The organism is Sphingomonas panni, assembly GCF_022664435.1.
GTDB lineage: Bacteria > Pseudomonadota > Alphaproteobacteria > Sphingomonadales > Sphingomonadaceae > Sphingomonas > Sphingomonas panni.
The window spans coordinates 917,753-941,626 of record NZ_JAKREU010000001.1 but is presented as its reverse complement, the minus strand read 5'-3'; the positions used below and the strand labels follow the sequence as shown (position 1 = coordinate 941,626).

Genomic DNA, 23,874 nt, shown 5'->3' with positions numbered 1-23,874 from the left:
CTCCCAACGATGCGCGCCTTTGCCGATCTGCTCGACCGGTTGATCTATACCCGGTCGCGCAATGCCAAGCTGGCGCTGATCGGCGCCTATCTGCGCGACACGCCCGACCCCGACCGGGGCTGGGCGATCGCCGCGCTGACCGGCGATCTCGACATTCCAGCGGTCAAGTCCGCCACGATCCGCGCGCTCATCACCGAACGCACCGACCCCGTGCTGTTCGCGATGAGCCGCGATTTCGTCGGCGACACGGCGGAAACGGTCGCGCTGCTCTGGCCCGAACCGCCGGCCGGCAGCATCGCCGATGGCGACCCGTTGACCCTAAATACCGTCGTCACCCGTCTCGCCAGCCTGTCACGCTCCGACGCGCCGCGCGCACTGGCCGACATGCTCGACCGGCTCGAATCCGACGAACGCTTCGCCCTGTTGAAGCTCGCCACCGGCGGCCTGCGCGTCGGCGTATCGGCGCGGCTCGCCAAGACCGCGCTGGCGCAGGCGTTCGACCTCGATGTCGATGCGGTGGAGGAGGTGTGGCACGGCCTTGCCCCGCCCTACACCGAATTGTTCGACTGGGCGGAGGGGCGCGCCGCACAGCCGCACGCCGCCGACCTGCCGGTGTTCCGTCCGTTCATGCTCGCCCATCCGCTCGACGACGGTGTCGTCGACCTCGCCGACTATGCCGCCGAATGGAAATGGGACGGCATCCGGGTGCAGCTGGTCCATGTCGGCGGCGAGACCCGGCTCTACAGCAGGGCCGGCGACGATATCACCGCCGCCTTTCCCGAAGTCGCCGCCGCCTTCCGCACTCCCGGCGTCCTCGATGGCGAGTTGCTGGTGCGGGGCCAGGGGCAGGGCGATGCGCTCCACGCCGACGATACCGGCGCGGCCAGCTTCAACGCGCTCCAGCAACGGCTGGGGCGGAAAACCGTGTCGAAGGCGATGCTGACCGACTACCCCGCCTTCGTCCGCCTCTACGACATATTGTTCGACGGGCCGGAGGACCTGCGCGAGCGTCCATGGCACGAACGCCGCGCCCGCCTCGAAGCATTCGTCCCCCGGCTCGACCCGACGACGTTCGACCTCTCCCGCCTGATCGATGCCGCCGACTTTGCCGAACTGGCCGATATCCGCAGTCGCGCCCGCGATTCGGCGATCGAGGGCGTCATGCTCAAACGCCGCGACTCCCCCTATGTCACCGGCCGCCGCGTCGGGCTGTGGTATAAATGGAAGCGTGATCCGCTCGTCGCCGATTGCGTGATGATGTACGCCCAGCGGGGGTCGGGCAAGCGATCGTCCTTCTATTCCGACTATACCTTCGGCTGCTGGACCGCCGATCCGGCCGAAGGCGGCGAGCTGCTGCCGGTGGGGAAAGCCTATTCGGGCTTCACCGATGCCGAGCTGAAGGACCTCGACCGGTTCGTGCGCCAGCATACCGTCAACCGCTTCGGACCGGTGCGCGAGGTCGAAAAGACGCTGGTGCTGGAGGTCGCGTTCGATTCGATCCACGCATCCAAACGCCACAAATCGGGCGTCGCGATGCGTTTCCCCCGCATCAGCCGCATCCGCACCGACAAGCCGGCGGCGGAGGCGGATCACATCGCGACGTTGCTGAAGTGGGTGAGTTGAGCCGGCCAACTCAACCACCGCCACAAACGTCACCCCAGCGAAGGCTGGGGTATCCCGGTAACAGTACGGGACAGGAGCCGCGGGAGACCCCAGCCTTCGCTGGGGTAACGCATTATTTGCCCGGCACCGGCTCCAGCGCGATCTCGAACAGCGTCGGCCACCATTTGCCCGTCACGAACAACCGCTTCCCCGCCGCATCCCACGCGATCCCGTTCAGCACCGCCTCCGGGTCGAGCGGCCCCAGTTCGGCCCGGAGCGGTGCCAGATCGACCAGCCCGTCCACCGCGCCGGTCGCCGGGTCGATCCGCACGATATAGTCGCGGTGCCAGATATTGCCCCACAGCTTGCCGTCGATCATCTCCAGCTCGTTGAGGTTGTGCACCGGGCGACCATTGGCGGTGATCGTCACGCGCCGCCGCTCCTTGAACGTCCGCGGGTCCATGAAGCGCAGGGTCGGCGTCCCGTCCGACAGGATCAGCGACGTGCCGTCGCTCGCCAGTCCCCAGCCTTCACCGGTATAGCGCGCGCGGCCGACCGGCTTCAGCGTCTTCATGTCCCAACGATGCGCGATCCCGTCCTGCCACGTCAGGCTGACCAGCTGCCGGCCATCGACCGCCAGCCCCTCGCCGAACTGCAATCCGGGCAGCTTGCTCCGCGCCAGCACCTTGCCGTCGTTCAGCCGAACCCGCCGCACGTCCGACACGCCGGGCTGGCCGGTGCTTTCGAACAGGCTGCCATCCTGCCACACCAGCCCTTGGGTAAAGGCGGTGCGGTCGTGCGGATAGCGCGCGACGATCCGCGCCGCGATCCCTTCGACCGGCACCGGCGCGGGTGCCACCGGCGGTGCACCGGTCTGCGCGGCGGCGGTGGTGGTGGCGAGCGCGAGGCCCAGCGGCAGTGTCCAGCGGATCATGCGCATCGTCTTCCTCGCATCCTGCTTGCCGCCAGCTGAACCGTTCAGAACGGCACCGCCGGCCCGGCCGGCACGATGCCGGTCGGATTGATATCCTTGTGGCTGCGATAATAGTGCGTCTTGATCTGGTCGAGGTCGATCGTGTCGGCGACGCCCGGCAGCGCGGCGATCCGTTCGGCCAGCGCGCGCAGCCGCGGATAGTCGAGCAACCGCCGGACATTGCACTTGAAATGCCCGTGATAGACCGGGTCGAACCGCACCAGTGTCGTGAACAGTCGGATATCCGCCTCGGTCAGCCGGTCGCCGACCAGCCACTCGCCCGTCAGGCGATCCTCCAGCCAGTCGAGCGAGTCGAACAGGCCATGGACCGCCTTGTCATAGGCATCCTGCGTGGTGGCGAAGCCCGCGCGATACACGCCGTTATTGACGGTGTCGTACACACGCGCGTTCACCGCATCGATCTCCTCGCGCAGTTCGCTCGGATAGAAATCGCCCGGTTTCGCGCCCAGATCGTCGAACGCCGTATTCAACATCCGGATGATCTCGGACGATTCGTTGTTGACGATTCCGCGCGCCTGCTTGTCCCACAGCACCGGCACGGTGACCTTGCCGGTCATGCCGGGCCGCGCCATCGCATAGAGCTGGTGCAGGTGATCGACGCCGTTCACCGGATCGCCCGTACCGCCGAACGCCTCGGCAAAGCTCCACCCCTGCGCGCCCATCAGCGGCCCGACCACCGTCACCGGCAGCAGCGTCTCCAGCCCTTTGAGCGCCCGCACCACCAGCGTGCGATGCGCCCAGGGGCAGGCGAGGCTGACATAGAGGTGATAGCGATCCGCCGCCGCCGGAACGCCCGCCTGCCCGTCGGGACCGGCCGCGCCGTCGCGGGTCAGCCAGTCGCGAAACCCGCTTTCCGCCCGCTGGAAATTACCCGACGCATCGGTCGGCGCGACCGGCGTATCGTTGGTCCACACCCCGTCCTGCAGCATTCCCATCGTCGATTCGTCTCCGCTGTGGTCGCAGGAGGGAACGCGCTCAGCCCGCCTCCGGGTTCCCCCCATCCCGCCGCGCCGCGCTTTCCCGCTTCAGCGGCCGCCCGACCGGGCAGACTTCCTGCACGAACCCGTTCAGCGTATTGGTCAGGTTATCGGGCACCAGCCGGTAATAGACGAACTGCCCGCGCTTCTCGCTGCTGACCAGCCCCGCCGCTTCGAGGATCGAGAGATGCTGCGAAATCGACGGTTTCGACATGTCGAACCGCGCCGCGATCTCGCCCGCGCTCAATTCGGCATGGGCCAGATAGGCGAGGATCTTGCGCCGGGGAACCGACGCCAGTGCTTCGAACACGCGCTGCATGGCGTCACAGATAGGCGCGACCGACCAGCTTGACAAACACGCTTCGTTATTTAGGTTATTTCCTAATTGCCGAAGGATTCTCGACATGAGCGACGGTTCGACGCTGCGGATGAAGGCGACCGCGACCAGCGATGCGGTCCATGGGCATGTTCGCTGGGCACCGGGTCGGTCGTTGTGGATCGGCGGCATGACGCTGTCCGCGCTCGCTTTTGCCCCCTTCCATGTCACGCTCGGCAGCGTCCTGCTGTTCCTCATAACCAGCGGGATCACCCTGTGTGCGGGACATTCGGTCGGGCTGCACCGGTTGCTGATCCATCGCAGCTTCGTTGCGCCGCGCTGGCTCGAAAGGCTGTTGGTGTATCTCGGCACGCTGGTCGGTATGGCCGGCCCGCTCGGCATGGTCCGGCTGCACGACATGCGCGACTGGGCGCAGCGCCAGCCGGATTGCCACCCGCTCCATGCCCATCGCGCGCCGATGCTGAAGGATGCGTGGTGGCAGATGCACTGCCGGCTCGACCTCGACCAGCCACCCCGCTTCGTCCCCGAACCCTATCTCCGCGACGACCGCTTCCTGCGCTGGCTGGAGGCCAGCTGGATGGCGCAGCAACTCCCCTGGGCGCTGCTGTTCTGGTCGATCGGAGGATTGCCATGGCTGGTCTGGGGCGTGCCCGTCCGTGTCGCGGCGGGCGTTACCGGCCATTGGCTGGTCGGCCACATCACCCATCGCACCGGGCCGCAAGACTGGGTGATCGACGGCGCCGGCGTGCAGGGCCACGACCTGCCCGCCGCCGCCCTCATCACCTTTGGCGAGGCATGGCACGGCAACCACCATGCCTTTCCCGAATCGGCGCGGCTGGGGATTTTGCCGGGGCAGCATGATCCGGGCTGGTGGCTATTACTGGCGCTGCGGCGGATCGGCTGGGTCAGCGCGCTGAACGAGCCGGCGCATCTGCCGCCGCGTTCGGGGTTGCGGCGGGTCGGGGACGTGGGATCTTCGACAGGGAAAGTCGCTCAGGCATGACGTTCGAGACACCGCCGTCGTTCAAGCGTCGGGTAACCGCGCTGACGTTCGCCGCACTCGCTGCGGTCGTGGAAATATCGGTCATTTCGCTCGGAGCCGAAGCGCTGACCCGCCTTGCATATCGAGCCGAATACCGGATCGACGCAATCCTTTTGCTCCTGCCGCCCTACCTGTTCTTCGGCACGATCATTGCCGTTCCGGTTTGCGTCGCCATTGGCCTGCCGCTTTGGCATTTTGACGTGCATCACGGTCGCCAGAACCTGCGCGATGCCGTTCGGCTTGGGCTGGCGACCGGCACCGTCATCGGCAGCGTCGTCGCTGTGCTGTTGAGCGAAGGAAGCGGAGCGACGCTCACTCCGACTGCCTTTTTGATGATCCTGCTGTTCAGCGTTGCCGGGATTTCGACCGGCTGCATCGCACATCGCATCGGCTATTGCGCAGGCTAAAGCGGCAGGACATTGTGCGTCCGACGTCGGACCCGAGGCGGAGGTTACGCAACCTCCCGATCCCATTCCGTTGGGTTCGAGCAGCTTCGAGCCTGTCGAGAAGCGCACGTCGAGAACTCGCCCCCAACGCGCATACCAAGCTTTCCGATCAGGGATTCTGTATCAACCGCAACAACGACCAATCCGGGTCGAGCAGTGCCCCGATCCGCAACCCGTTCTGCGGCACCGGTGGCTGGAGTCGCGGATAGCCGGTGGCCTTTTCGGGCACCCCGGCTGCCTGTGCCACCGCATAAAACGCATCGACATCGTCCAGCCGGAGGCAGCTGCCATAGCCGCTGGTCGTCGGATCGAAATCGGGCCAGGGAAAGAACTCGAGCTGCAGGTCGCCGCGCGTTAGGATCATCCATCCCGCATCGCGCCATGTCTCCTTGAACCCCAGCTTTGCATAGAATGCCGACGTCACTGCGAAATCACGCGACGGCAGGTTCGGTGTCGCCCGGTCCATGTTTCTTCTCCCGAACGAAAAGAGGCCGGCTGTCCTTGCGGACAGCCGGCCCCGTTTTCATCGCCGAAGCGAGAACCTCACAGCTTGTTGAGGTTCACCGCTGCGTGCTTGCCGCGACGATCGACTTCCAGCTCGAATTCGAGCCGGTCGCCTTCGTTGAGGGTCGGCAGACCCGCACGCTCGACGGCCGAGATGTGGACGAATGCGTCCGGCTGGCCATCGTCGCGCTGGATGAAGCCGAAGCCCTTCATCGCGTTGAAGAACTTCACAACGCCGCTTGCGCGTTCGCCGGTCAGCTGCCGCTGCGGACCACCGCCGAAGCCGCCACCCGCACGCGGGCCGGCATCGCGCGGTTCGCGCGGTGCGCCGCCGCCGGTGACCGGCATCGGCTCGCCGTCGATCTTGAGGTCGGTCGCCGAGATGCGGCCGCCACGATCGACGAGGGTGAAGCCCATCGGCTGGCCTTCGGCGAGGGCGCTGAGGCCCGCCTGCTCGACGGCCGAGATGTGGACGAACACGTCTTCGCCGCCGTCATCACGGACTACGAAGCCGAAGCCCTTCTGCGCGTTGAAGAACTTGACCACGCCGGTCGCTTCGCCGACGACCTGCGGGGGCATCCCGCGGCCACCGCCGCCGCCGCCGCCGAAGCCACCACCGCCGCCACGGAAGCCGCCGCCACCGCCGCCGCCGCCGAAACCGCCACGGTCACCGCCGCCGAAGCCGCCGCCACCGAAGCCGCCACGATCGCCACCGCCGAAGCCGCCGCCACCGAAACCACCACGGTCGCCGCCGAAGCCGCCACCGAAGCCGCCGCCGCCGTAGCTGCCGCCTTCGTCACCAAAACCGTCGCGCTTGTCCCTGCCGCGCCCACCGCGCTCGCCGCGCCGTCCTCGATCGAAACTCATTGCCCTGTTCGTCTTCCCGGTTCGCCCAACTTCATCGTAAACCCAAGCGTCGAGCGAAAAACGCAGGTGTCCGGGCACCGCCAAACCGGGTGCCACTTCCCTGCCATAGCCTAAAACACGGCGGGCCCAAACCAATTTCGCCGCAGCAATGCTTCCCGTCGTCCCGAACCTTGTACAATTGTGGCGAAACCGGCACAGATTCGCCCCATGGATACCATTTTCGCGCTTCTGGCCGACCCCACCGCCTGGGCCGCCTTTCTCACGCTGGTCGTGCTGGAGGTCGTTCTCGGTATCGACAACCTGATCTTCATCTCGATTCTCTCGAACAAGCTGCCCGCGCACCAGCAACAACTTGCGCGGCGAATCGGCATCGGCCTCGCCCTCGTCATGCGGCTGCTGCTGTTGTCGATGATCGCGTTCATCGTGTCGCTGACCACGCCGGTGTTCGACCTGGGCATACAGGGCAATCCCGACGGCTATGGCCGCCCGACGTTCGAGACCGCCTTTTCGTGGCGCGACCTGATCCTGATCGCGGGCGGCCTGTTCCTGGTGTGGAAGGCGACGAAGGAAATCCATCACACGATGGACGACGAACCGACCGGCGACGCGTTCGACAAGAAGGGCAAGGCGGCGATCGGCTTCGGCGCAGCAATCGCGCAGATCGTGGCGCTCGACATGGTGTTCTCGATCGATTCGATCCTGACCGCCGTCGGCATGACCGACGAGGTGCCGATCATGATGGCGGCGGTCATCGTGACGGTCGGCATCATGCTGGTCGCCGCCGACCCGCTGGCGCGCTTCATCAACGCCAACCCGACCGTGGTCATGCTGGCGCTCGGCTTCCTGCTGATGATCGGCGCGGTGCTGATCGCCGACGGCTTCGGCGTGCATGTGCCCAAGGGCTATATCTACGCCGCCATGGCCTTTTCCGCCGGCGTGGAGACGCTCAACATCGTCTCGCGCCGGTCCAAGACGAAGAAGCGCCTTGCCCGCGAAGCCCTTGAGCGCGAATCGGTCCATTAAGGAGTTGCCGACACCGCAAAACTCGCGCCGGCGAGTTTCCAAAACCCGCTTCAACCGCTAGGCGCATCCGATGACCGTTTACTTCCACGAAGAAGACCTGCCCGAGGGCGTCTTCGCCCCCGGCGCCGACATCGCCGTCGATACCGAGACGATGGGCCTCATCACCCCGCGCGACCGGCTGTGCGTCGTGCAGCTGTCCGACGGGGGCGAGGACCAGCATCTCGTCCGCTTCAACCCGGGCAGCGATTACGCCGCACCGAACCTGAAGGCGGTGCTGGCCGACCCGGACCGGGTGAAGCTCTATCATTTCGGCCGGTTCGACCTGGCGGCGATCGAATATTATCTGGGCGTCGTCGCCGCCCCCGTGTTCTGCACCAAGATCGCGTCGCGGCTGGTGCGGACATATACCGACCGTCATGGCCTGAAAGAGCTGGTCCGCGAGCTGCTGGGGCAGGATATCTCGAAGCAGCAGCAATCGTCCGACTGGGGCGGCCCGGTCCTGTCGGATGCGCAGCGCGACTATGCCGCCTCCGACGTGCGCTTCCTCCATGCGCTGCGCGAGGAACTGGTCAAGCGGCTCGCCCGCGAAGGGCGGACCGATCTGGCGCAGGCCTGTTTCGACTTCCTGCCGCACCGCGCGCGGCTGGATATCGCCGGCTGGCCGGAAATCGACATCTTCGCGCACATGTAAGGGACGACCATGTCGGACATCGCCCGCCAGGAACGAACGCGCCGGCAGCGCCGCGCCGCGCCGGGCAGCGCGCATGACCGACTGATCGCCACGCTGATGGTCGCGCTGCCGATCGCCATCGGCGTGCTGGCCGCGTTCCTGGTGATGGCACCGCTGTTCATGCGCGGCGACACCAGCTTCGTCCTCGACAAGAACAAGGTCGATGTCGCGCAGGAACGGATGCGCCTGCGCGCCGCCGAATATCGCGGACAGGATGCCAAGGGGCAGCCCTTCGTCCTCGACGCCGGATCGGCGGTGCAGAAAAGTTCGGCCGAACCGGTGGTGCAGTTGCAGGAACTGGCCGCCGGCATCCGCCTGCCCGACGGTCCCGCCCGGCTGACCGCACCGCGCGGGCGCTACGACATGCGCTCCGAACAGGTCGATGTGCTGGGGCCGATCCAGTTCCGCGCCGCCAACGGCTATTCGCTCGACACGACCAACGCGACCGTCGACCTGAAGACGCGCCGGCTGCAAAGCGGCGGCGCGGTCACCGGCACCACGTCGATGGGGAATTTCAGCGGCGACCGGCTCGATGCCGATCTGGAGGCACGCACCGTCCGCCTGACCGGCAATGCGCGCTTGCGCATCGACCCCGCACGCACGAAATAGTCGCCCATGATTCGCCATGCGCTACCGGGCCTTGTCGCCACTTTCGGCCTCCTCGCGATTGCGGGGTCGGCGCCGGCCCAGACGCGCCATGATTCGAACGCGCCGATCGACGTGTCGGCCAACGCCATCGAACTGCAGGACAAGCAGCAGCGCGCGGTCTTCACCGGTGGCGCGGTGTTCCGCCAGTCGACCATGACGCTGACCGCCGACCGCGTCGTCATCGCCTATAGCGGGCAGATCACCGACGGCGCGCCGCAGGCGACGCGCATCGACGCGACCGGCAATGTCACGCTGACCCGTCCCGATCAGACGGCGAAGTCGCGATTCGCGGTGTACGACATCAACCGCCGCGTGGTGACGATGGTCGGCGGCGTGCGGCTGACGCAGGGGGCCAACACGCTGAACGGCGGGCGGCTGTCGATCGACCTCGACACCGGCCGCGCGACGATCGACGGATCGGGCGTCGGCAGCAGCCCGGCGCCGGGCGGCGGCGTGCAGCAGAGCGGCGGGCGGGTGACCGGCCGCTTCTCGGTGCCCAAGCGGAACTAGCGCGTTTCCCCCGGCAGCCACCAGCGTCATCCCAGCGAAGGCTGGGATCTCCCGGTGACAGCACGCTGCAGGAGCCGCGTAAGACCCCAGCCTTCGCTGGGGTGACGTTCGTGGTCCGATGGGGAGATTGCGGGAAGTCAGGAAACCGATCGACGTTCACCGCATTCCCCGACCAAACCACCGAACGCATCTTTCCTTTTCGTTCAGCTCCATGCAATAATCCTGCCAAAGTCGCGGCAGTAACGCCCCGATACCCGTCGCCCAAGCGATCAGGACGTTGCCGATGCCCGACACCCTGCTGACCCCCGCCACCGAAGCCCGCCCCTTTGCCGAGGTCCCGTCGGACCGCGGGCTGTCGGTCGTGTCGATCGCCAAATCCTACGACAAGCGCGTCGTGCTGTCCGACGTGTCGATGTCGGTCGGGCGCGGCGAGGTCGTCGGCCTGCTCGGCCCCAATGGCGCGGGCAAGACAACCAGCTTCTATTCCGCCATGGGCCTGGTGAAGCCCGATGCCGGCCGCATCCTGTTGGATGGCGAGGATATCACCGCGCTGCCGATGTATCGCCGCGCCATTCTGGGGCTGGGCTATCTGCCGCAGGAAACCTCGATCTTTCGCGGGCTGTCGGTCGAAAAGAACATCCTCGCCGTGCTCGAACTGGCCGAACCGGACAAGGCGGCGCGTGCGGCGCGGCTGGAACAACTGCTCGACGAATTCGGCCTCACCCGCCTGCGCACCGCATCGGCCATGGCGCTGTCGGGCGGCGAGCGGCGGCGCGCGGAAATCGCCCGCGCGCTGGCGGCCAATCCGACCATCATCCTGCTCGACGAACCCTTTGCCGGCATCGACCCGATCTCGATCGCCGACATTCGCGATCTCGTCATCCAGCTGAAGTCGCGCGGCATCGGCGTCCTCATCACCGATCACAATGTCCGTGAGACGCTGGAAATCGTCGATCGCGCCTACATCATCTACGATGGTCGCGTGCTGTTCGCCGGATCGCCCGCCGAACTCGTCGCCGACGCCAATGTCCGCCGGCTCTATCTCGGCGAAGGGTTCGAACTCTAACCGTCATGAGCCTCGCCCCTCGCCTCGACCTGCGCCAGTCGCAATCGCTGGTGATGACGCCGCAGTTGCAGCAGGCGATCCGCCTGCTCGCGCTGTCGAATCTGGAGATCGAAGGGTTCATCGCCGAAGAGGTCGAGAAGAACCCGCTGCTCGACTCCGGTGGCGGGGGCAGCGACGACGACGGCCCGGCCTTCGAAGCCCCCGAACCGGTCGCCGCCGCCAGCGAACCCGCCGGATCGGACGAATTGCTCGGGATCGGCGCGGCCAGCGGCGAATCGCTCGACCTCGATCTGGGCGACACCTTTCACCATGACAGCCCCTCGGACGGGGTCGGCTCGCTCGATGGCGGTCTCGGCCTTGCCGCGACCGGCGGCGGCGGGTTCGACGAAGGCCCCGATCTCGACGGTTTCGCGAGCGACGATATCTCACTCGCCGACCATCTGCTGCAACAGGCCGGGGCCTGTGTCGCCGGGGCCGACCTGTTCATCGCCAGCGCGATCATCGATCAGATCGACGAATGCGGCTATCTGTCCGGTTCGCTGCTCGACATCGCCCACCGCCTCGGCGTGCCGGTGGCCCGGGTGGAGGGGGTGCTGGGCATCGTCCAGACCTTCGACCCCAGCGGCGTCGGCGCGCGCAGCCTGGCGGAATGCCTGACGATCCAGGCGAAGGAGGTAGACCGCTACGATCCCTGCATGGCGCGGCTGATCGACAATCTCGACCTCGTCGCGCGCGGTGCCCTGCCGCAGTTGCGCCGCATCTGCGAGGTCGATGACGAAGATCTTGCCGACATGATCCGCGAACTGCGCGGCTACGACCCGAAACCCGGCTGCCGCTTCGGTGGGGAACGCACGCAATCGGTCGTCCCAGACCTGTTCGTCGCGCCGCGCAAGGACGGCTGGGCGGTAGAGATCAACGGCGCGACCCTGCCGCGCGTGCTGGTCAATCGCGGCTATTTCGCCGAACTCAGCGCCAATGGCGACAAATCGTCCAAGGCGTGGCTGTCCGACTGCCTCGCCAGCGCCAACTGGCTGGTCAAGGCGCTCGACCAGCGCCAGCGCACCATCCTGAAGGTCGCGACCGAGATCGTGAAGCAGCAGGAAGCCTTTTTCCGCCAGGGCGTCGCCCATCTCCGCCCGCTGACCCTGGCCAAGGTGGCGGAGGCGATCGAGATGCATGAATCGACCGTCAGCCGGGTGACCTCGAACAAATATCTCTCCTGCCCGCGCGGCCTGTTCGAACTGAAATATTTCTTCACCTCGGCGATCCAGTCAGCCGATGGCGGCGAGGCCGTCTCGGCCCTCGCGGTCAAGGACGCGATCCGCACCCTGATCGCGAACGAGGACCCGAAGAAGATCCTGTCCGACGACACATTGGTCGAACTGCTGAATGCCAAGGGCTTCGACATCGCAAGGCGGACGGTCGCGAAATATCGCGAGGCGATCGGGCTGGGGTCGTCGGTGCAGCGCCGCCGGCAAAAGGCGCTGGGCGGGTAGGTCTCCCCGCGACGCTCGCGCCCGGTAACGCTTTCCTACAGCGTGCCGCGTCGCCATGCTCGCCGGCGCTCTTTCCCACCGTCCATCCCCGATCCAAGCCCACGCCACGCAACGTCACGCGCGACGCAAAACGCGCACGAGTGTGAACTTTGTGAACTTTGGCCGCCGCGCCGGGTCCCGACCCGGCCGATTCCGATGCGATTTCGGCGCATTGCCTCCGAAACGAAGCCAACCCGCCCGCACCGCCGCGCCGCGACCGGCTATCGTCCGTGCGGGGCGTATTTCCCGAGTCATTCGACAGGGGGATACGTCATGGTCAGGACATTTCTTGCAATCGGCCTATTCGCGCTGCCGGCAACGGCGCTCGCGCAGGAAAAGGCTGCGGCGGTCGACACGCCGGACGCCACTGCCCAGGAGAAGGCCGCTTCCGGGCGCCAGAATTTCGGCGGGCTCGACTTCGGCATCGGCGTTTCGATGTCCTACGACCTCGGCAATAACGACCGCGTGTCGGACGCGGTGATCGCCAACAATGTCGTCCGGGTCACGCGCACCGAAAACATTCGCGCCCGTATCGTCCTCGAATCGCATTATTTCGCGACGCCGACGTTCAGCAAGACGCGTCGCGACCGAGAGGAGGCGTTCTGTGCCGATTTCAAGGACGATCCGGTAAAGTACGACAACTGCCTGTCGGCACAGAAGAATTTCGGCATCGGCCCGTTCGTCGCCCTGCAACCGGGCGGGGAAAAGGTGATCGACGCGATCGGGCTGGGCGTGATGGTGGGCCTGCGCCGCGGAGTCGACCGGGCGTCCAGCTTCAACCTCGGCGTCGGCATCTTCTACGACGTCGACACCCGCATCCTCGGCAACGGCTTCGTCGAGGACCAACCGCCCCCCGCCGGCGAAACCGAAGTCCGCTTCCGCCGCCAGTCGCAAAGCGGCTTGCTGTTCATCTCGTCCTATTCGTTCTGACGAAACCCTTCCCGACCCACCCCGCTCGGTTCGAGCAGCTTCGAGCCTGTCGAGAAGCCTCCGTCGAGAACGCCCCGTTTGGGGCAACCCGTTCTCGATACGCGCTCTCGACTTCGCTCGATCGCTACTCGAACCAAACGGGGGAGGACGAAAGCAGCCCTAAACGTCCAATTTCTCATAATCCGCCGGCGGCGGCACGCCTTCCATCCGCTCGGCCAGCAGCGGGCGGAAGCTCGGGCGGCTCTTCATGCCGACATACCAGCGCTTGGCGAGATCGTGCGTCTTGAAATCGATCCCGCCCAGATAGTCGGCGATCGAAATCTGCGCCGCGGCCGCCAGGTCGGCGAGGCTCATCGTCGCGCCGCCGATCCACTGCCGATGGTCGAGCAGGTAATCGATATAGTCGAGATGCTCGACCGCCGCCTTCATCGCCTCGCGCAGCACCCGCGTATCGGGCGTCTGGCGGTGGACGATGCGCTTCTCCATGCGCTCCATCAGCAGCGGGCCGGTGATCTCGCGATAGAATTGGGTGTCGAACCACGTCACCAGCCGCCGCTGTTCGGCGCGGTCGGCGGCGCTGCCGTTCAGCATGGCGGGCTTGTCGCCCGTCTCCTCGATATATTCGCAGATCGCCATCGAATCGATCAGCCGTACGCCCGCTGCGTCATCGATCATCACCGGGGTCTGGCCGGCGGGGTTGATGTGCAGGAATTCGTCGCGCCGCGCCCAGGGCGATTCGCGGACCGGCTGGTATCCGATGCTCTTTTCCGCGAGCAGCAGGCGGACTTTCCGTGAGAAAGGACATAGCGGGAATTGCAGGAGCTGCCACATGGTCCCGTGTTAGGCGGCGCGCCGTCCGGGCGGAAGGGGATTCGTGTGGGGTTGCTCGCAAGCCTGTTGTGGTTGATCGCGGCGATCCTGCTGGCCAACCGCTCGCCCCGCCCTTGGGTACAGGCGGTCGCGGTCGTGTGCGCCGGGATCGCGGGCACGACCCTGCCCGATCTCGACCTGCTGCTGCCGATCGGCCATCGCAGCGCCCTGACCCATTCGCTGCTGCCGCTCACCCTCGCGCTGGTCGCGACGCGCTGGCGGCCGGTGATGGCGGGCCTTGCGATCGGTATCGGACTGCATCTGGCGGCGGATACGTTCCCCAATGCGATGCGGGGCTATGCGACGGTCAAGCTCCCCGGCCTCGGATCGCTCGGGGTCGCCGGCTCCTATGCGTGGCTGGGGGTGCAGGCGCTGGTGGCTACGCTGGCCGGGGCGGTGTTGCTGGCGGCGGCGCTGCCGGGTCGCCTCGCCCTTGTCACGGCAATGGCGCTGACCGGGGTCGGGGTGGCCTATCTCTTCGCGACCGATGGCGGCTGGCCGGCGCTGGCGGTCTATGGCGCGTTCGGCTGGCTGGCGATCCGGCGGCACGCGGCGGGCTAACCTGCTGGCAAGGTTTTTCGGATATGGCCGACATCATGGAAGCGACCTTTTCGATCGTCAACGACGTGCCCCGTGGATTGATGCGGATCACCCTCGCCGGCTTCTTCAACGCCGACGACATCGCCCGCTTCGCCGCCGCTCGCGACCGGGAATTGCTGGCGTTGCGCACGCGGCCGAACGACCATCTGACGCTGGTCGACATCCGCGCGATGGATATCCAGGCGTCGGAAAGCGTCGCCGCGTTCCGCCGGCTGCTCGACGACCCGCGCACCATTTCGCGCCGGCTGGCCTTCGTCGTCGGTCATTCGCTCTCGACAATGCAGATCCGCCGCGCGGCGCAGGGCCGCGAGACCTGCTATTTCGAACACCCCGACGCGGCGGAGGCGTGGCTGATGACGCCACGGCCTCCGGCGCACGCAGCCTGCCGGGTCGGCTGACCGACCCGGTAGAGCCGTTCAGGCGGCAACCTCCGCCCGCTGCTCCGCAGTCGCGTCGTCGCTGAGCGGATGCGACAGGCGGGTCAGCATTTCCTTCGGCACCACCTGCCAGAAATGGCGCTTCGCCCGGTCCCAGTCCTCAAGGATCGCGCCCGACCAGCGGCTGTCGGTCATCACATGATGTTCGGCGACCAGGCCCTTCAGCACGGCTTCCCAATGCGCCGAACCGAGCCGGTGCAGCGTGATGCTCTCCGGGTTGTGGTTGCGTTCGAAGCTGGCGTCATGGTCGTAGATGAACGCCATGCCGCCGGTCATGCCCGCGCCGAAGTTCGTGCCGGTACGCCCCAGCACCACCGCGACGCCGCCGGTCATATATTCACAGCCGTTCGCGCCGCAGCCCTCGACCACCACGGTCGCGCCCGAATTGCGCACCGCGAAGCGCTCGCCCGCCTGCCCCGCCGCGAACAGCTTGCCCGACGTGGCACCGTACAGGACGGTGTTGCCGACGATGGTGTTCTCATGGCTCTTGAGCGGTGACGACACCATCGGGCGGACGGTGATGATCCCGCCCGACAGCCCCTTGCCGACATAGTCGTTGGCGTCGCCGAACACCTCCAGCTTGATCCCCTTGCACAGGAACGCGCCCAGCGACTGCCCCGCCGACCCACGCAGGCGGACGGTGACATGCCCATCGGCCAGCTTGCTCATGCCGAACGTGCGGGTGATCTCGCTCGACAGCCGCGTCCCGACCGCGCGGTGGGTGTTGCGCACCGAATAGGTCAGCTGCATCTTCTCGCCGCGCGAGAACACCGCCGCCGCATCCTTGATCATCTGCGCATCGAGGCTGTCGGGCACTTCGTTGCGGAAGGTCGACAGGCTGAAGCGCCGCTGGCTCTCGTCCGCATCGACCTTCGCCAGGATCGGATTGAGGTCGAGATCGTCGAGATGTTCGGCACCCCGGCTGACCTGCCGCAGGAACTCGGTCCGCCCGACCACCTCGTCGAGGCTGCGCACGCCCAGCCGCGACAGGATCTCGCGGACTTCCTCGGCGATGAAGGTCATCAGGTTGATGACCTTCTCCGGCGTGCCGGTGAACTTGGCACGCAGACGCTCGTCCTGCACGCACACGCCGACCGGACAGGTGTTGCTATGGCACTGACGCACCATGATGCAGCCCATCGCCACCAGCGACAGCGTGCCGATGCCGAACTCCTCGGCCCCCAGGATCGCGGCGGCGACGATGTCGCGCCCGGTCTTGAGGCCACCGTCCGTGCGCAGGACGACCCGCCCGCGCAGGCCGTTGAGGGTCAGCGTCTGGTTGACCTCCGACAGCCCCATTTCCCACGGGGTGCCGGCATATTTGATCGACGTCTGCGGCGACGCACCGGTCCCGCCGACATGCCCCGACACCAGGATGACGTCGGCATGGGCCTTCGCCACGCCCGCCGCGACGGTGCCGATGCCCGCCGACGATACGAGCTTCACGCAGACCCGCGCCTTCGGGTTGATCTGCTTCAGGTCGTAGATGAGCTGCGCCAGATCCTCGATCGAATAGATGTCGTGGTGCGGCGGGGGCGAGATGAGCGTCACCCCCGGCGTCGCATGGCGCAGCTTGGCGATGAACTCGGTCACCTTGAAGCCGGGCAGCTGCCCGCCCTCGCCGGGCTTGGCACCCTGTGCGACCTTGATCTCGATCTCGTCGCAGGCGTTGAGATATTCGGCGGTAACGCCAAAACGGCCCGACGCCACCTGCTTGATGACCGAATTGCCGTTGTCGCCATTCTCATAGGGCTGATAGCGGATCGAATCCTCGCCGCCCTCGCCCGACACCGCCTTGGCACCGATGCGGTTCATCGCGATGGCCAGCGTCTCATGCGCTTCCGGCGACAGCGCGCCCAGCGACATGCCCGGCGTCACGAAGCGCTTGCGGATTTCGGTGATCGCCTCGACCTGCTCGATCGGCACGCCGGTATCGGGGAAATTGAATTCCAGCACGTCGCGCAGATAGACCGGCGGCAGGTCCCGCACCCCGCGCGAGAACTGCATATAGGTCGAATAGCTGTCGGTCGCGACCGCGGTCTGCAGCAGGTGCATCAGCTGCGCCGAATAGGCATGCGCCTCGCCCCCGCCGCGCTGGCGATAGAAGCCGCCGATCGGCAGGTTCACCACCGGGCTGTCGAACGCCGCATCGTGGCGCTCGGTCGCGTTGACGTGGAGCGAATGATAGCCCTCGCCCGAAATCTTCGCCGGCATGCCGGGGAAGAAGTCGTTGACGAGCGCGCGGCTGAGGCCCACCGCCTCGAAATTATAGCCGCCGCGATAGCTGGAGATCACCGCGATCCCCATCTTCGACAGGATCTTCAGCAGCCCCTCGTCGATCGCGGTGCGGTGACGCTTCAGCGCCTCGTCCATGCCGATCTCGCCGAACAGGCCGCGCGCATGGCGGTCGGCGATGGCGGCTTCGGCCAGATAGGCGTTCACCGTCGTCGCGCCGACCCCGATCAGCACCGCATAATAATGCGTGTCGAGGCATTCCGACGACCGCACGTTGATCGAGGCATAGGAGCGCAGCCCCTTGCGCACCAGATGCGTATGGACGGCAGCCGCGGCCAGCACGCCGGCGATCGGCACCTTGGTCGCGTCCAGATGCTCGTCGGTCAGGAACAGCTCGCTGCGCCCTTCGCGCACCGCCTGTTCGGCCTGCGCACGGATGCGGGCGATGGCGGCGCGCAACGCCTCCGGCCCTTCGCCCGCCGGGAAGGTGCAGTCGATCTCCGCCGCTTGGGCGCCGAAATGCGCCTTCAGCCGCAGCCAGTCGGTATTGGTCAGCACCGGGCTGTTCAGCACCAGCACCGCGCTCGCCCGATCCTCGGTATCGAGGATGTTGGCGAGATTGCCGAACCGCGTCTTGAGCGACATGACGTAGCGCTCGCGCAGCGGGTCGATCGGCGGGTTGGTGACCTGGCTGAAATTCTGGCGGAAGAAATGGCTGATGAGGCGCGGCTTGTCGGAAATGACCGCCAGCGGGGTATCATCGCCCATCGAGCCGATGGCTTCCTTGCCGCCTTCGACCATCGGCGACAGGATCAGCTCCATGTCCTCCAGCGTCTGCCCCGCGCAGACCTGCCGCCGCGCCAGTTCGGCACGCTCGTAGCGCAGCGGCGATTCGCTCGCGGCGGGCAGGTCGTCGATGGTCAGGAACTTGCCCGTCATCGCGGCATAGTCCGCCTCGCCCGCGATCTTGTCCTTGATCGCGCGGTCCTTGTAGAGCCTGCCCTCGGTCAGGTCGACGGCGAGCATCTCGCCCGGTCCCAGCCGGCCCTTCTCGACCACCGTCGCCTCGGCCACCGGCACCATGCCCGCTTCCGACCCGACGATCAGCAGCCCGTCGCCGGTCAGCGTGTAGCGCAGCGGGCGCAGCGCGTTGCGGTCGAGGCCGGCGACCGCCCAGCGGCCATCGGTCATCGCCAGCGCGGCAGGGCCGTCCCACGGCTCCATGACGCTCGCTAGGTAATCGTACATCGCCAGGTGCGCCGACGGCATGTCGGGCGCGCCCTGCCATGCCTCGGGCACCAGCATTAGCTTGGCGGTCGGCGCATCGCGGCCCGAGCGGCAGATCGTCTCGAACACCGCGTCCAGCGCCGCCGTATCCGACGCGCCCGCCGGGATCACCGGCTTGATGTCTTCCGAACGCTCGCCGAACGCGATGCTCGCCATCTTGATCTCGTGGCTGAGCATCCAGTTCTTGTTGCCGCGGATCGTGTTGACCTCGCCATTATGGGCAAGGCAGCGGAACGGCTGCGCCAGCCACCATTGCGGGAAGGTGTTGGTCGAATAGCGCTGGTGAAAGATCGCGACGCGCGATTCGAAGCGTTCGTCGGTCAGGTCGGGATAGAAATCCGACAGGCTCTCCGCAAGGAACAGCCCCTTGTAGATGATCGAACGGCACGACAGCGAACAGAAATAGAAACCGGTGATCTGCGCGGCGATGATCCGCTTTTCGATCCGGCGGCGGACGAGATACAGGTTCTTCTCGAACTCGGCCTCGTCCATTTCTTCCGGCGCAGGACCGGCGATCATGATCTGCTCGATCTCGGGCCGGGTCGCCTGCGCCTTCATGCCGATGACCGACACGTCGACCGGCACCTGCCGCCAGCCATAGATCGACCAGCCCGCCTCGATGATCTCCGATTCGACCAAAGTGCGGCAGGTCTCCTGCGCGCCGAGGTCGGTGCGCGGCATGAACACCATGCCGACCGCGAGGCGTGCATGGAGCGGCTTGTGTCCCGACGCGGCGATCGCATCGTCAAAGAAGCGGTGCGGCAGGTCGACATGGATGCCCGCGCCATCGCCGGTCTTCCCATCGGCATCGACCGCACCGCGGTGCCACACGGCGCGCAGGGCATCGATCGCCGACTGCACGACGCGGCGCGACGGCTTGCCATCGGTCGCGGCGACCATGCCCACGCCGCAGGCATCGCCCTCGAACTCGGGGCGGTACATGCCTTCGGCGGCGAGGCGGAGGCGTTCGGAGGTCATGTCGGTCATTCGTTTTCGCCCTTCGGCTTGGGAGGCTTCGGCAGATGCGCGGTCGCGGCCTCCACCTTCTTCATGATGCGCGGCATTTCCTGCAGCATCATCGGCATCGCCTTCATCATTTCGCCCATGATTTCCGGGTCGGCGAACAGCGATATGAACTGCTCGCCGAACGCCTGGCCCGAAGGCGTGGCGAAAAAGGCGTTCAGGTCGTTCAACTGCCGCGCGTCGAACCGCTTGGCCAGCGCACGGGCCATGCCGATGCGCAGCGACGGTTCCATCCGCCCCATCAGCGGGCCGAGTTCCTCACCCATGACGCGGGTCATGATCCGCATCCGTTCGTCGAACGCGGGGTCGGCGGCGCGCGCCTTCTCGCGACCGCCGGGCACCGCCGTTTCCATATTGGCGAGCATGGCATCCATCATCGCCGGAAACTGCTGCCGCATCAGCCGCATATAGACGCCCTGCGGCACCAGCACCGCGACCGACTTTTCGGCGAGTGCCAGCCGCGCCGGATCGATCGGTTGTACGGCGGCGGGAGCGGGAGCGGCCGGTGTCTGCGCCAGCGCCGGCGTGGCGCCCCACAGCGCGGCTGCGAGGATCAGCGCCTTCATGCCGCCACCTTCGCAGCCTTGGCCTTGGCCTTGAGGTACGCGTGCATCCGCTCGGTCACGTCGCGACCGTCGCGGATCGCCCATACGACCAGCGATGCTCCGCGCACGATGTCGCCGGCCGCGAACACGCCGTCCAACGACGTCATCATCGACTTGCCGTCGACCCGCACCGTCCCCCAGCGGGTCACCCCCAGTTCGGGCGCATCGAACAGCGTGGGCAGGTCTTCGGCATCGAAGCCCAGCGCCTTCACCACCAGATCGGCCTCGAGCAGGAACTCGTTGCCCGGATCGGCCTCCGGCGCACGGCGACCCGATGCGTCGGGCGCACCCAGACGCATACCGGTCGCACGGACCTGCACCACCTGTCCGTCGCGCTCGTCAAACGCGGCGGGGGCGGAGAGCCAGACGAACTCGACGCCTTCTTCCTCGGCGTTGGCGACTTCGCGCTGCGACCCCGGCATGTTGGCGCGGTCGCGGCGATAGAGGCACTTCACCGACTTCGCGCCCTGACGGATCGCGGTGCGGACACAGTCCATTGCGGTATCGCCGCCGCCGACGACGACGACATTCTTGCCCGCCGCGTTCAGCGAGCCATCGTCATAGGCCGGCACGCTGTCGCCGAAACCGACCTTGTTCGACGCGGTCAGGTAATCGAGCGCATCGACCACCCCGCCGCTGCCGACGCCCGGCGCCTTGATCGCGCGGGGCTTGTACACACCGGTCGCGATCAGGATCGCATCATGCTTCTGACGCAGTTCGTCGAGCTTGGCATCGCGACCGACCTCGAAGCCTTCATGAAAGACGATGCCGCCTTCCTTCAACCGCTCGACGCGGCGCATCACGACCGGCTTTTCGAGCTTGAAGCCCGGAATGCCATAGGTCAGCAGCCCGCCGGCCCGATCATAGCGGTCATAGACATGGACCTCATAGCCGAGGTTACGCAGCCATTCCGACGCCGCCAGCCCCGCCGGACCCGCACCGACGATGCCGACCGACTGGCCGCGCGCCGGGCCGACCGCGACCGGTTCGACCCAGCCATTTTCCCATGCGGTGTCGGTGATGAACTTCTCGACCGATCCGATCGTGACCGCGCCGTGGCCGGAAAATTCGATGACGCAATTGCCCTCGCACAGCCGGTCCTGCGGACAGATGCGGCCGCAGATTTCGGGCATGGTCGAGGTGCTGTTCGACAGCTGATACGCTTCCTGCAACCGCCCCTCGGCGGTCAGGCGCAGCCAGTCGGGGATGTGATTGTGCAGCGGGCAATGTACCGAGCAATAGGGGACGCCGCACTGCGAGCAACGCCCCGCCTGATCCTCGGCGGTCGGCGGAGCGTAACGCTCCGCGATCTCGCGGAAATCCTCCGCCCGCAATTCGGGTTCGCGCTTGGCAGGATAGGACTGCGCACGCGAAACGAACTTCAACATTGCTTGATCGGCCATAATGCCCTCCGACCCTTCGGAAAGCATATTTTCAGGCCGAAGTCACGCAACAAACGATCTTTAGGTAAGCATTACTGACCTTGTTACCACCCCCGCCCCGTGCGGTTTTCAAGAACAGTTCGCAACAAAGGCTTTTATGGCCGAATCGGACCTATGCCAGCGCAGCGATACGTCCTTGCGACAACAGGTAAATCAACGCGCTACCCAACAGCACGCGATAGATGACGAACGCCATATAGCCGCGGGTCGACACCAGCTTCAGGAATCCGACGATCGATGCATAACCCACGACGAACGAGATGATCGTCGCCAGCAGCGTCGGCCCCGGTCCATAGGGACCGAACTGTCCCCAGGTCTTGAGCAGCTGGTACAATCCCGATGCGAGCACCGCAGGAATGGCGAGCAGGAACGAATAACGCGCCGCCGCTTCGCGGGTGAATCCCATGAAAAGCCCGGCGGTGATCGTCCCGCCCGACCGCGACACGCCCGGCAGCAACGCCATCGCCTGCGCAAAGCCGAACACGACGCCACCGCCCCAGCGCAACCGGTCGAGACCCAGCCGCCGCCGCCCGACGATATCGGCGATGCCCAGCAGGATACCGAACCCGATCAGGCTGAACGCCGTGAACCACAAGTTGCGCAGCGACGTCTCGATCGCGTCCTTGAACAACAGCCCCAGCACGACGATCGGCAGCGTACCGACGATCACCAGCCAGCCCATCCGCGCACCGTCGCGCGCCGCCGCATCCTGTCGGCCGCCGAAGAACTGCCCCAGCCACGCCATTGCGATCCGCCAGATATCCTTGCGGAAATACAGCAGCACCGCCGCTTCGGTCCCGATCTGGATGATCGCGGTGAACGCGGCGCCCGGATCGGTGCCCGATGGCAGGAACGCCCCGGCGATCCGCAGATGCGCGCTGGACGACACCGGCAGGAACTCGGTCAGTCCCTGGATGATACCCAGGATCGCGGCTTCGAGCCACGCAGTTGCAGGGTTCACGCGCGGGCAACTTTGTTGAAGCGGCCATTCTTGCGATAGACGACCAGCCAGTCGGGCGCGACCGTCGCCAGCGGCACGGGCCGCACGCCGAAGGCCTCGATCCCCGGCACGGTCCCGTCCACGACATTGTCGCGCGACAGCATCGCCCATTGATCCTTGCTGATCGGGGTCAGCGGCATCGCCGCGATCGCCCCGCCCAGATCGTTGGGAATCTCCAGGAACCGCACGTCGCGGCCGATCGCATGGGCAATCCAGCGGTTCAGTTCGCCCATCGAGATCACATCCGGCCCACCGATCGCATAGGTCTGCCCGCCGAAGCGTTCCGGCTCGGCCAGCGCCTTAGCCACCACCTGCGCCAGGTCGACGACATAGATTGGCTGGAACTTCGTCGCCGCCGCCATCACCGGTACCAGCGGACGCCCGATCAGCGCCGGCGCACCGGAAATCATGCCGGCGAAGCGATTGACGAAGCCGTCCTCGCGCCCGAACACGATCGACGGGCGCAGGATGGTCGCGCTCGGGAAGGCGGCAAGCACCGCCTGCTCCCCCGCCGCCTTCGACCGGCCGTAGGCGGAGGGCGATGCCGGATCGGCGCCGATCGCCGAGATCTGCACGAACGCCTTCGCGCCTGCCGCGGCGGCGGCTTCGGCAATCGTGCGCGCGCCGGCGACATGTACCTTGTCGAAATCCCCCTCGAGGATGCCGACCAGGTTCACGACCGCATCCGACCCGGCAACCGCCCGCGCGACCGTATCCGGCCGCGTCAGGTCGGCGGCGACGAACTGCGTCTGGCCGAGGCCACCCTGCGTGCGCAGGTACAGCGCCTGGCGCGGATCGCGCTGCGCGATGCGGACGCGGGCGCCCGCCTTCAACAATTCCTGCACGACATAGCGGCCGACAAAGCCGCCGCCGCCGAACAGCGTCACCAACTGGTTCTTCATCGAGTCCGCCTTTGCCTGTCTCACTCCTCAGGCCCCATGCCGCTCCCGCAGCAAAACGGCAAGGACAACGTAAAAATCTCGAAACAAGTTGTTGACACCCCCGGCGACGCCCCGTAGAGGCGCCCTCCTACCCCGTGCCCAGATGGCGGAATTGGTAGACGCACCAGCTTCAGGTGCTGGCGATCGCAAGGTCGTGGAGGTTCGAGTCCTCTTCTGGGCACCATTTCCGGTCGAAGATGGGCACCACGCCCTCTTCGACGGA

23 protein-coding genes and 1 tRNA gene are annotated in these 23,874 nt (G+C 66.5%); 13 read left to right on the top strand and 11 right to left on the bottom strand.

Annotated elements, in window-relative coordinates; translation table 11 throughout:
• Window positions 1-9 precede the first annotated feature (9 nt).
• Window positions 10-1,623: a cisplatin damage response ATP-dependent DNA ligase gene (locus MF609_RS04730; protein WP_242415127.1), complete on the top strand. Its 1,614-nt coding sequence runs from the start codon at window positions 10-12 to the stop codon at window positions 1,621-1,623.
• A gap of 112 nt (window positions 1,624-1,735) precedes the next feature.
• On the opposite strand, the gene MF609_RS04725 is transcribed toward MF609_RS04730, so the two are convergent.
• Genes MF609_RS04725 through MF609_RS04715 form a run of 3 tightly spaced genes read right to left on the bottom strand, consistent with a single transcriptional unit; the run spans window position 1,736 to window position 3,892 of the window.
• On the bottom strand, window positions 1,736-2,536 hold the full coding sequence (locus tag MF609_RS04725; protein ID WP_242415126.1) for a glutaminyl-peptide cyclotransferase: 801 nt from the start codon (window positions 2,534-2,536) through the stop codon (window positions 1,736-1,738).
• 44 nt (window positions 2,537-2,580) lie between these two features.
• Entirely contained in the window at window positions 2,581-3,531 is a 951-nt protein-coding gene (locus MF609_RS04720) for a glutathione S-transferase family protein (protein WP_242415125.1), read from the bottom strand.
• 40 nt (window positions 3,532-3,571) lie between these two features.
• Window positions 3,572-3,892 (bottom strand): metalloregulator ArsR/SmtB family transcription factor, encoded by a 321-nt coding sequence (locus MF609_RS04715; RefSeq protein ID WP_242415124.1) that lies wholly within the window; start codon window positions 3,890-3,892, stop codon window positions 3,572-3,574.
• Between the two features lie 85 nt (window positions 3,893-3,977).
• On the opposite strand from MF609_RS04715, the gene MF609_RS04710 reads away from it, so the two are divergent.
• Window positions 3,978-4,913, top strand: a complete 936-nt coding sequence (locus MF609_RS04710; protein WP_242415123.1) for an acyl-CoA desaturase — start codon at window positions 3,978-3,980, stop codon at window positions 4,911-4,913.
• Between the two features lie 68 nt (window positions 4,914-4,981).
• Window positions 4,982-5,359 carry a hypothetical protein gene (locus MF609_RS04705; RefSeq protein WP_242415122.1) on the top strand — a complete coding sequence of 126 codons (378 nt, stop codon included), beginning with the start codon at window positions 4,982-4,984 and terminating at the stop codon, window positions 5,357-5,359.
• A gap of 148 nt (window positions 5,360-5,507) precedes the next feature.
• Here MF609_RS04705 and MF609_RS04700 read toward each other — a convergent pair whose 3' ends face one another.
• A complete protein-coding gene (locus MF609_RS04700; protein ID WP_242415121.1) occupies window positions 5,508-5,864 on the bottom strand; it encodes a bleomycin resistance protein in 357 nt (118 codons plus the stop codon).
• A 77-nt stretch (window positions 5,865-5,941) separates the two neighbouring features.
• On the bottom strand, window positions 5,942-6,769 hold the full coding sequence (locus MF609_RS19855; RefSeq protein ID WP_277991013.1) for a cold-shock protein: 828 nt from the start codon (window positions 6,767-6,769) through the stop codon (window positions 5,942-5,944).
• Window positions 6,770-6,976: 207 nt separating this feature from the next.
• On the opposite strand from MF609_RS19855, the gene MF609_RS04685 reads away from it, so the two are divergent.
• The 7 genes from MF609_RS04685 to MF609_RS04655 all read left to right on the top strand — a co-directional run bounded on the left by MF609_RS04685 (window position 6,977) and on the right by MF609_RS04655 (window position 13,211).
• Complete coding sequence (locus MF609_RS04685) at window positions 6,977-7,792, top strand: TerC family protein (RefSeq protein ID WP_242415120.1); 816 nt, start codon at window positions 6,977-6,979, stop codon at window positions 7,790-7,792.
• 70 nt (window positions 7,793-7,862) lie between these two features.
• The gene (locus tag MF609_RS04680; protein WP_242415119.1) at window positions 7,863-8,483 is read left to right on the top strand and encodes a ribonuclease D; all 621 of its coding nucleotides are present in this window, start codon (window positions 7,863-7,865) and stop codon (window positions 8,481-8,483) included.
• A 9-nt stretch (window positions 8,484-8,492) separates the two neighbouring features.
• Complete coding sequence (gene lptC, locus MF609_RS04675; RefSeq protein WP_242415118.1) at window positions 8,493-9,131, top strand: LPS export ABC transporter periplasmic protein LptC; 639 nt, start codon at window positions 8,493-8,495, stop codon at window positions 9,129-9,131.
• A 6-nt stretch (window positions 9,132-9,137) separates the two neighbouring features.
• Window positions 9,138-9,680 carry an LptA/OstA family protein gene (locus MF609_RS04670; RefSeq protein WP_242415117.1) on the top strand — a complete coding sequence of 181 codons (543 nt, stop codon included), beginning with the start codon at window positions 9,138-9,140 and terminating at the stop codon, window positions 9,678-9,680.
• A 283-nt stretch (window positions 9,681-9,963) separates the two neighbouring features.
• On the top strand, window positions 9,964-10,746 hold the full coding sequence (lptB, locus tag MF609_RS04665; RefSeq protein WP_242415116.1) for an LPS export ABC transporter ATP-binding protein: 783 nt from the start codon (window positions 9,964-9,966) through the stop codon (window positions 10,744-10,746).
• Window positions 10,747-10,751: 5 nt separating this feature from the next.
• On the top strand, window positions 10,752-12,242 hold the full coding sequence (rpoN, locus tag MF609_RS04660; RefSeq protein ID WP_242415115.1) for an RNA polymerase factor sigma-54: 1,491 nt from the start codon (window positions 10,752-10,754) through the stop codon (window positions 12,240-12,242).
• 312 nt (window positions 12,243-12,554) lie between these two features.
• Window positions 12,555-13,211, top strand: coding sequence for a hypothetical protein (locus tag MF609_RS04655; RefSeq protein ID WP_242415114.1), 657 nt, complete (start codon window positions 12,555-12,557; stop codon window positions 13,209-13,211).
• A gap of 159 nt (window positions 13,212-13,370) precedes the next feature.
• On the opposite strand, the gene MF609_RS04650 is transcribed toward MF609_RS04655, so the two are convergent.
• The gene (locus tag MF609_RS04650; RefSeq protein ID WP_125661363.1) at window positions 13,371-14,042 is read right to left on the bottom strand and encodes a glutathione S-transferase family protein; all 672 of its coding nucleotides are present in this window, start codon (window positions 14,040-14,042) and stop codon (window positions 13,371-13,373) included.
• Window positions 14,043-14,087: 45 nt separating this feature from the next.
• Here MF609_RS04650 and MF609_RS04645 point away from each other — a divergent pair, with 45 nt between their 5' ends.
• Both MF609_RS04645 and MF609_RS04640 read left to right on the top strand, forming a co-directional pair.
• Window positions 14,088-14,642 carry a hypothetical protein gene (locus MF609_RS04645; RefSeq protein WP_242415113.1) on the top strand — a complete coding sequence of 185 codons (555 nt, stop codon included), beginning with the start codon at window positions 14,088-14,090 and terminating at the stop codon, window positions 14,640-14,642.
• 23 nt (window positions 14,643-14,665) lie between these two features.
• Window positions 14,666-15,079, top strand: coding sequence for a hypothetical protein (locus MF609_RS04640; RefSeq protein ID WP_242415112.1), 414 nt, complete (start codon window positions 14,666-14,668; stop codon window positions 15,077-15,079).
• A gap of 18 nt (window positions 15,080-15,097) precedes the next feature.
• Here the strand turns inward: MF609_RS04640 and gltB are convergent, their stop codons facing one another.
• The 5 genes from gltB to MF609_RS04615 all read right to left on the bottom strand — a co-directional run bounded on the left by gltB (window position 15,098) and on the right by MF609_RS04615 (window position 23,612).
• Window positions 15,098-19,627 (bottom strand): glutamate synthase large subunit, encoded by a 4,530-nt coding sequence (gene gltB, locus MF609_RS04635; protein ID WP_242415111.1) that lies wholly within the window; start codon window positions 19,625-19,627, stop codon window positions 15,098-15,100.
• A complete protein-coding gene (locus MF609_RS04630; RefSeq protein WP_242415110.1) occupies window positions 19,624-20,229 on the bottom strand; it encodes a DUF2059 domain-containing protein in 606 nt (201 codons plus the stop codon). Before MF609_RS04630 ends, gltB begins: the two co-directional genes overlap by 4 nt.
• The gene (locus MF609_RS04625; protein ID WP_242415109.1) at window positions 20,226-21,671 is read right to left on the bottom strand and encodes an NAD(P)-dependent oxidoreductase; all 1,446 of its coding nucleotides are present in this window, start codon (window positions 21,669-21,671) and stop codon (window positions 20,226-20,228) included. The genes MF609_RS04630 and MF609_RS04625 overlap by 4 nt, the downstream gene beginning before the upstream one ends.
• A gap of 151 nt (window positions 21,672-21,822) precedes the next feature.
• Window positions 21,823-22,671 (bottom strand): undecaprenyl-diphosphate phosphatase, encoded by an 849-nt coding sequence (locus MF609_RS04620; RefSeq protein WP_242415108.1) that lies wholly within the window; start codon window positions 22,669-22,671, stop codon window positions 21,823-21,825.
• Window positions 22,668-23,612: a complex I NDUFA9 subunit family protein gene (locus tag MF609_RS04615; RefSeq protein WP_242415107.1), complete on the bottom strand. Its 945-nt coding sequence runs from the start codon at window positions 23,610-23,612 to the stop codon at window positions 22,668-22,670. Before MF609_RS04615 ends, MF609_RS04620 begins: the two co-directional genes overlap by 4 nt.
• 136 nt (window positions 23,613-23,748) lie before the next feature.
• Here MF609_RS04615 and MF609_RS04610 point away from each other — a divergent pair.
• Window positions 23,749-23,835: transfer RNA gene (locus MF609_RS04610), tRNA-Leu, on the top strand.
• Window positions 23,836-23,874 lie beyond the last annotated feature (39 nt).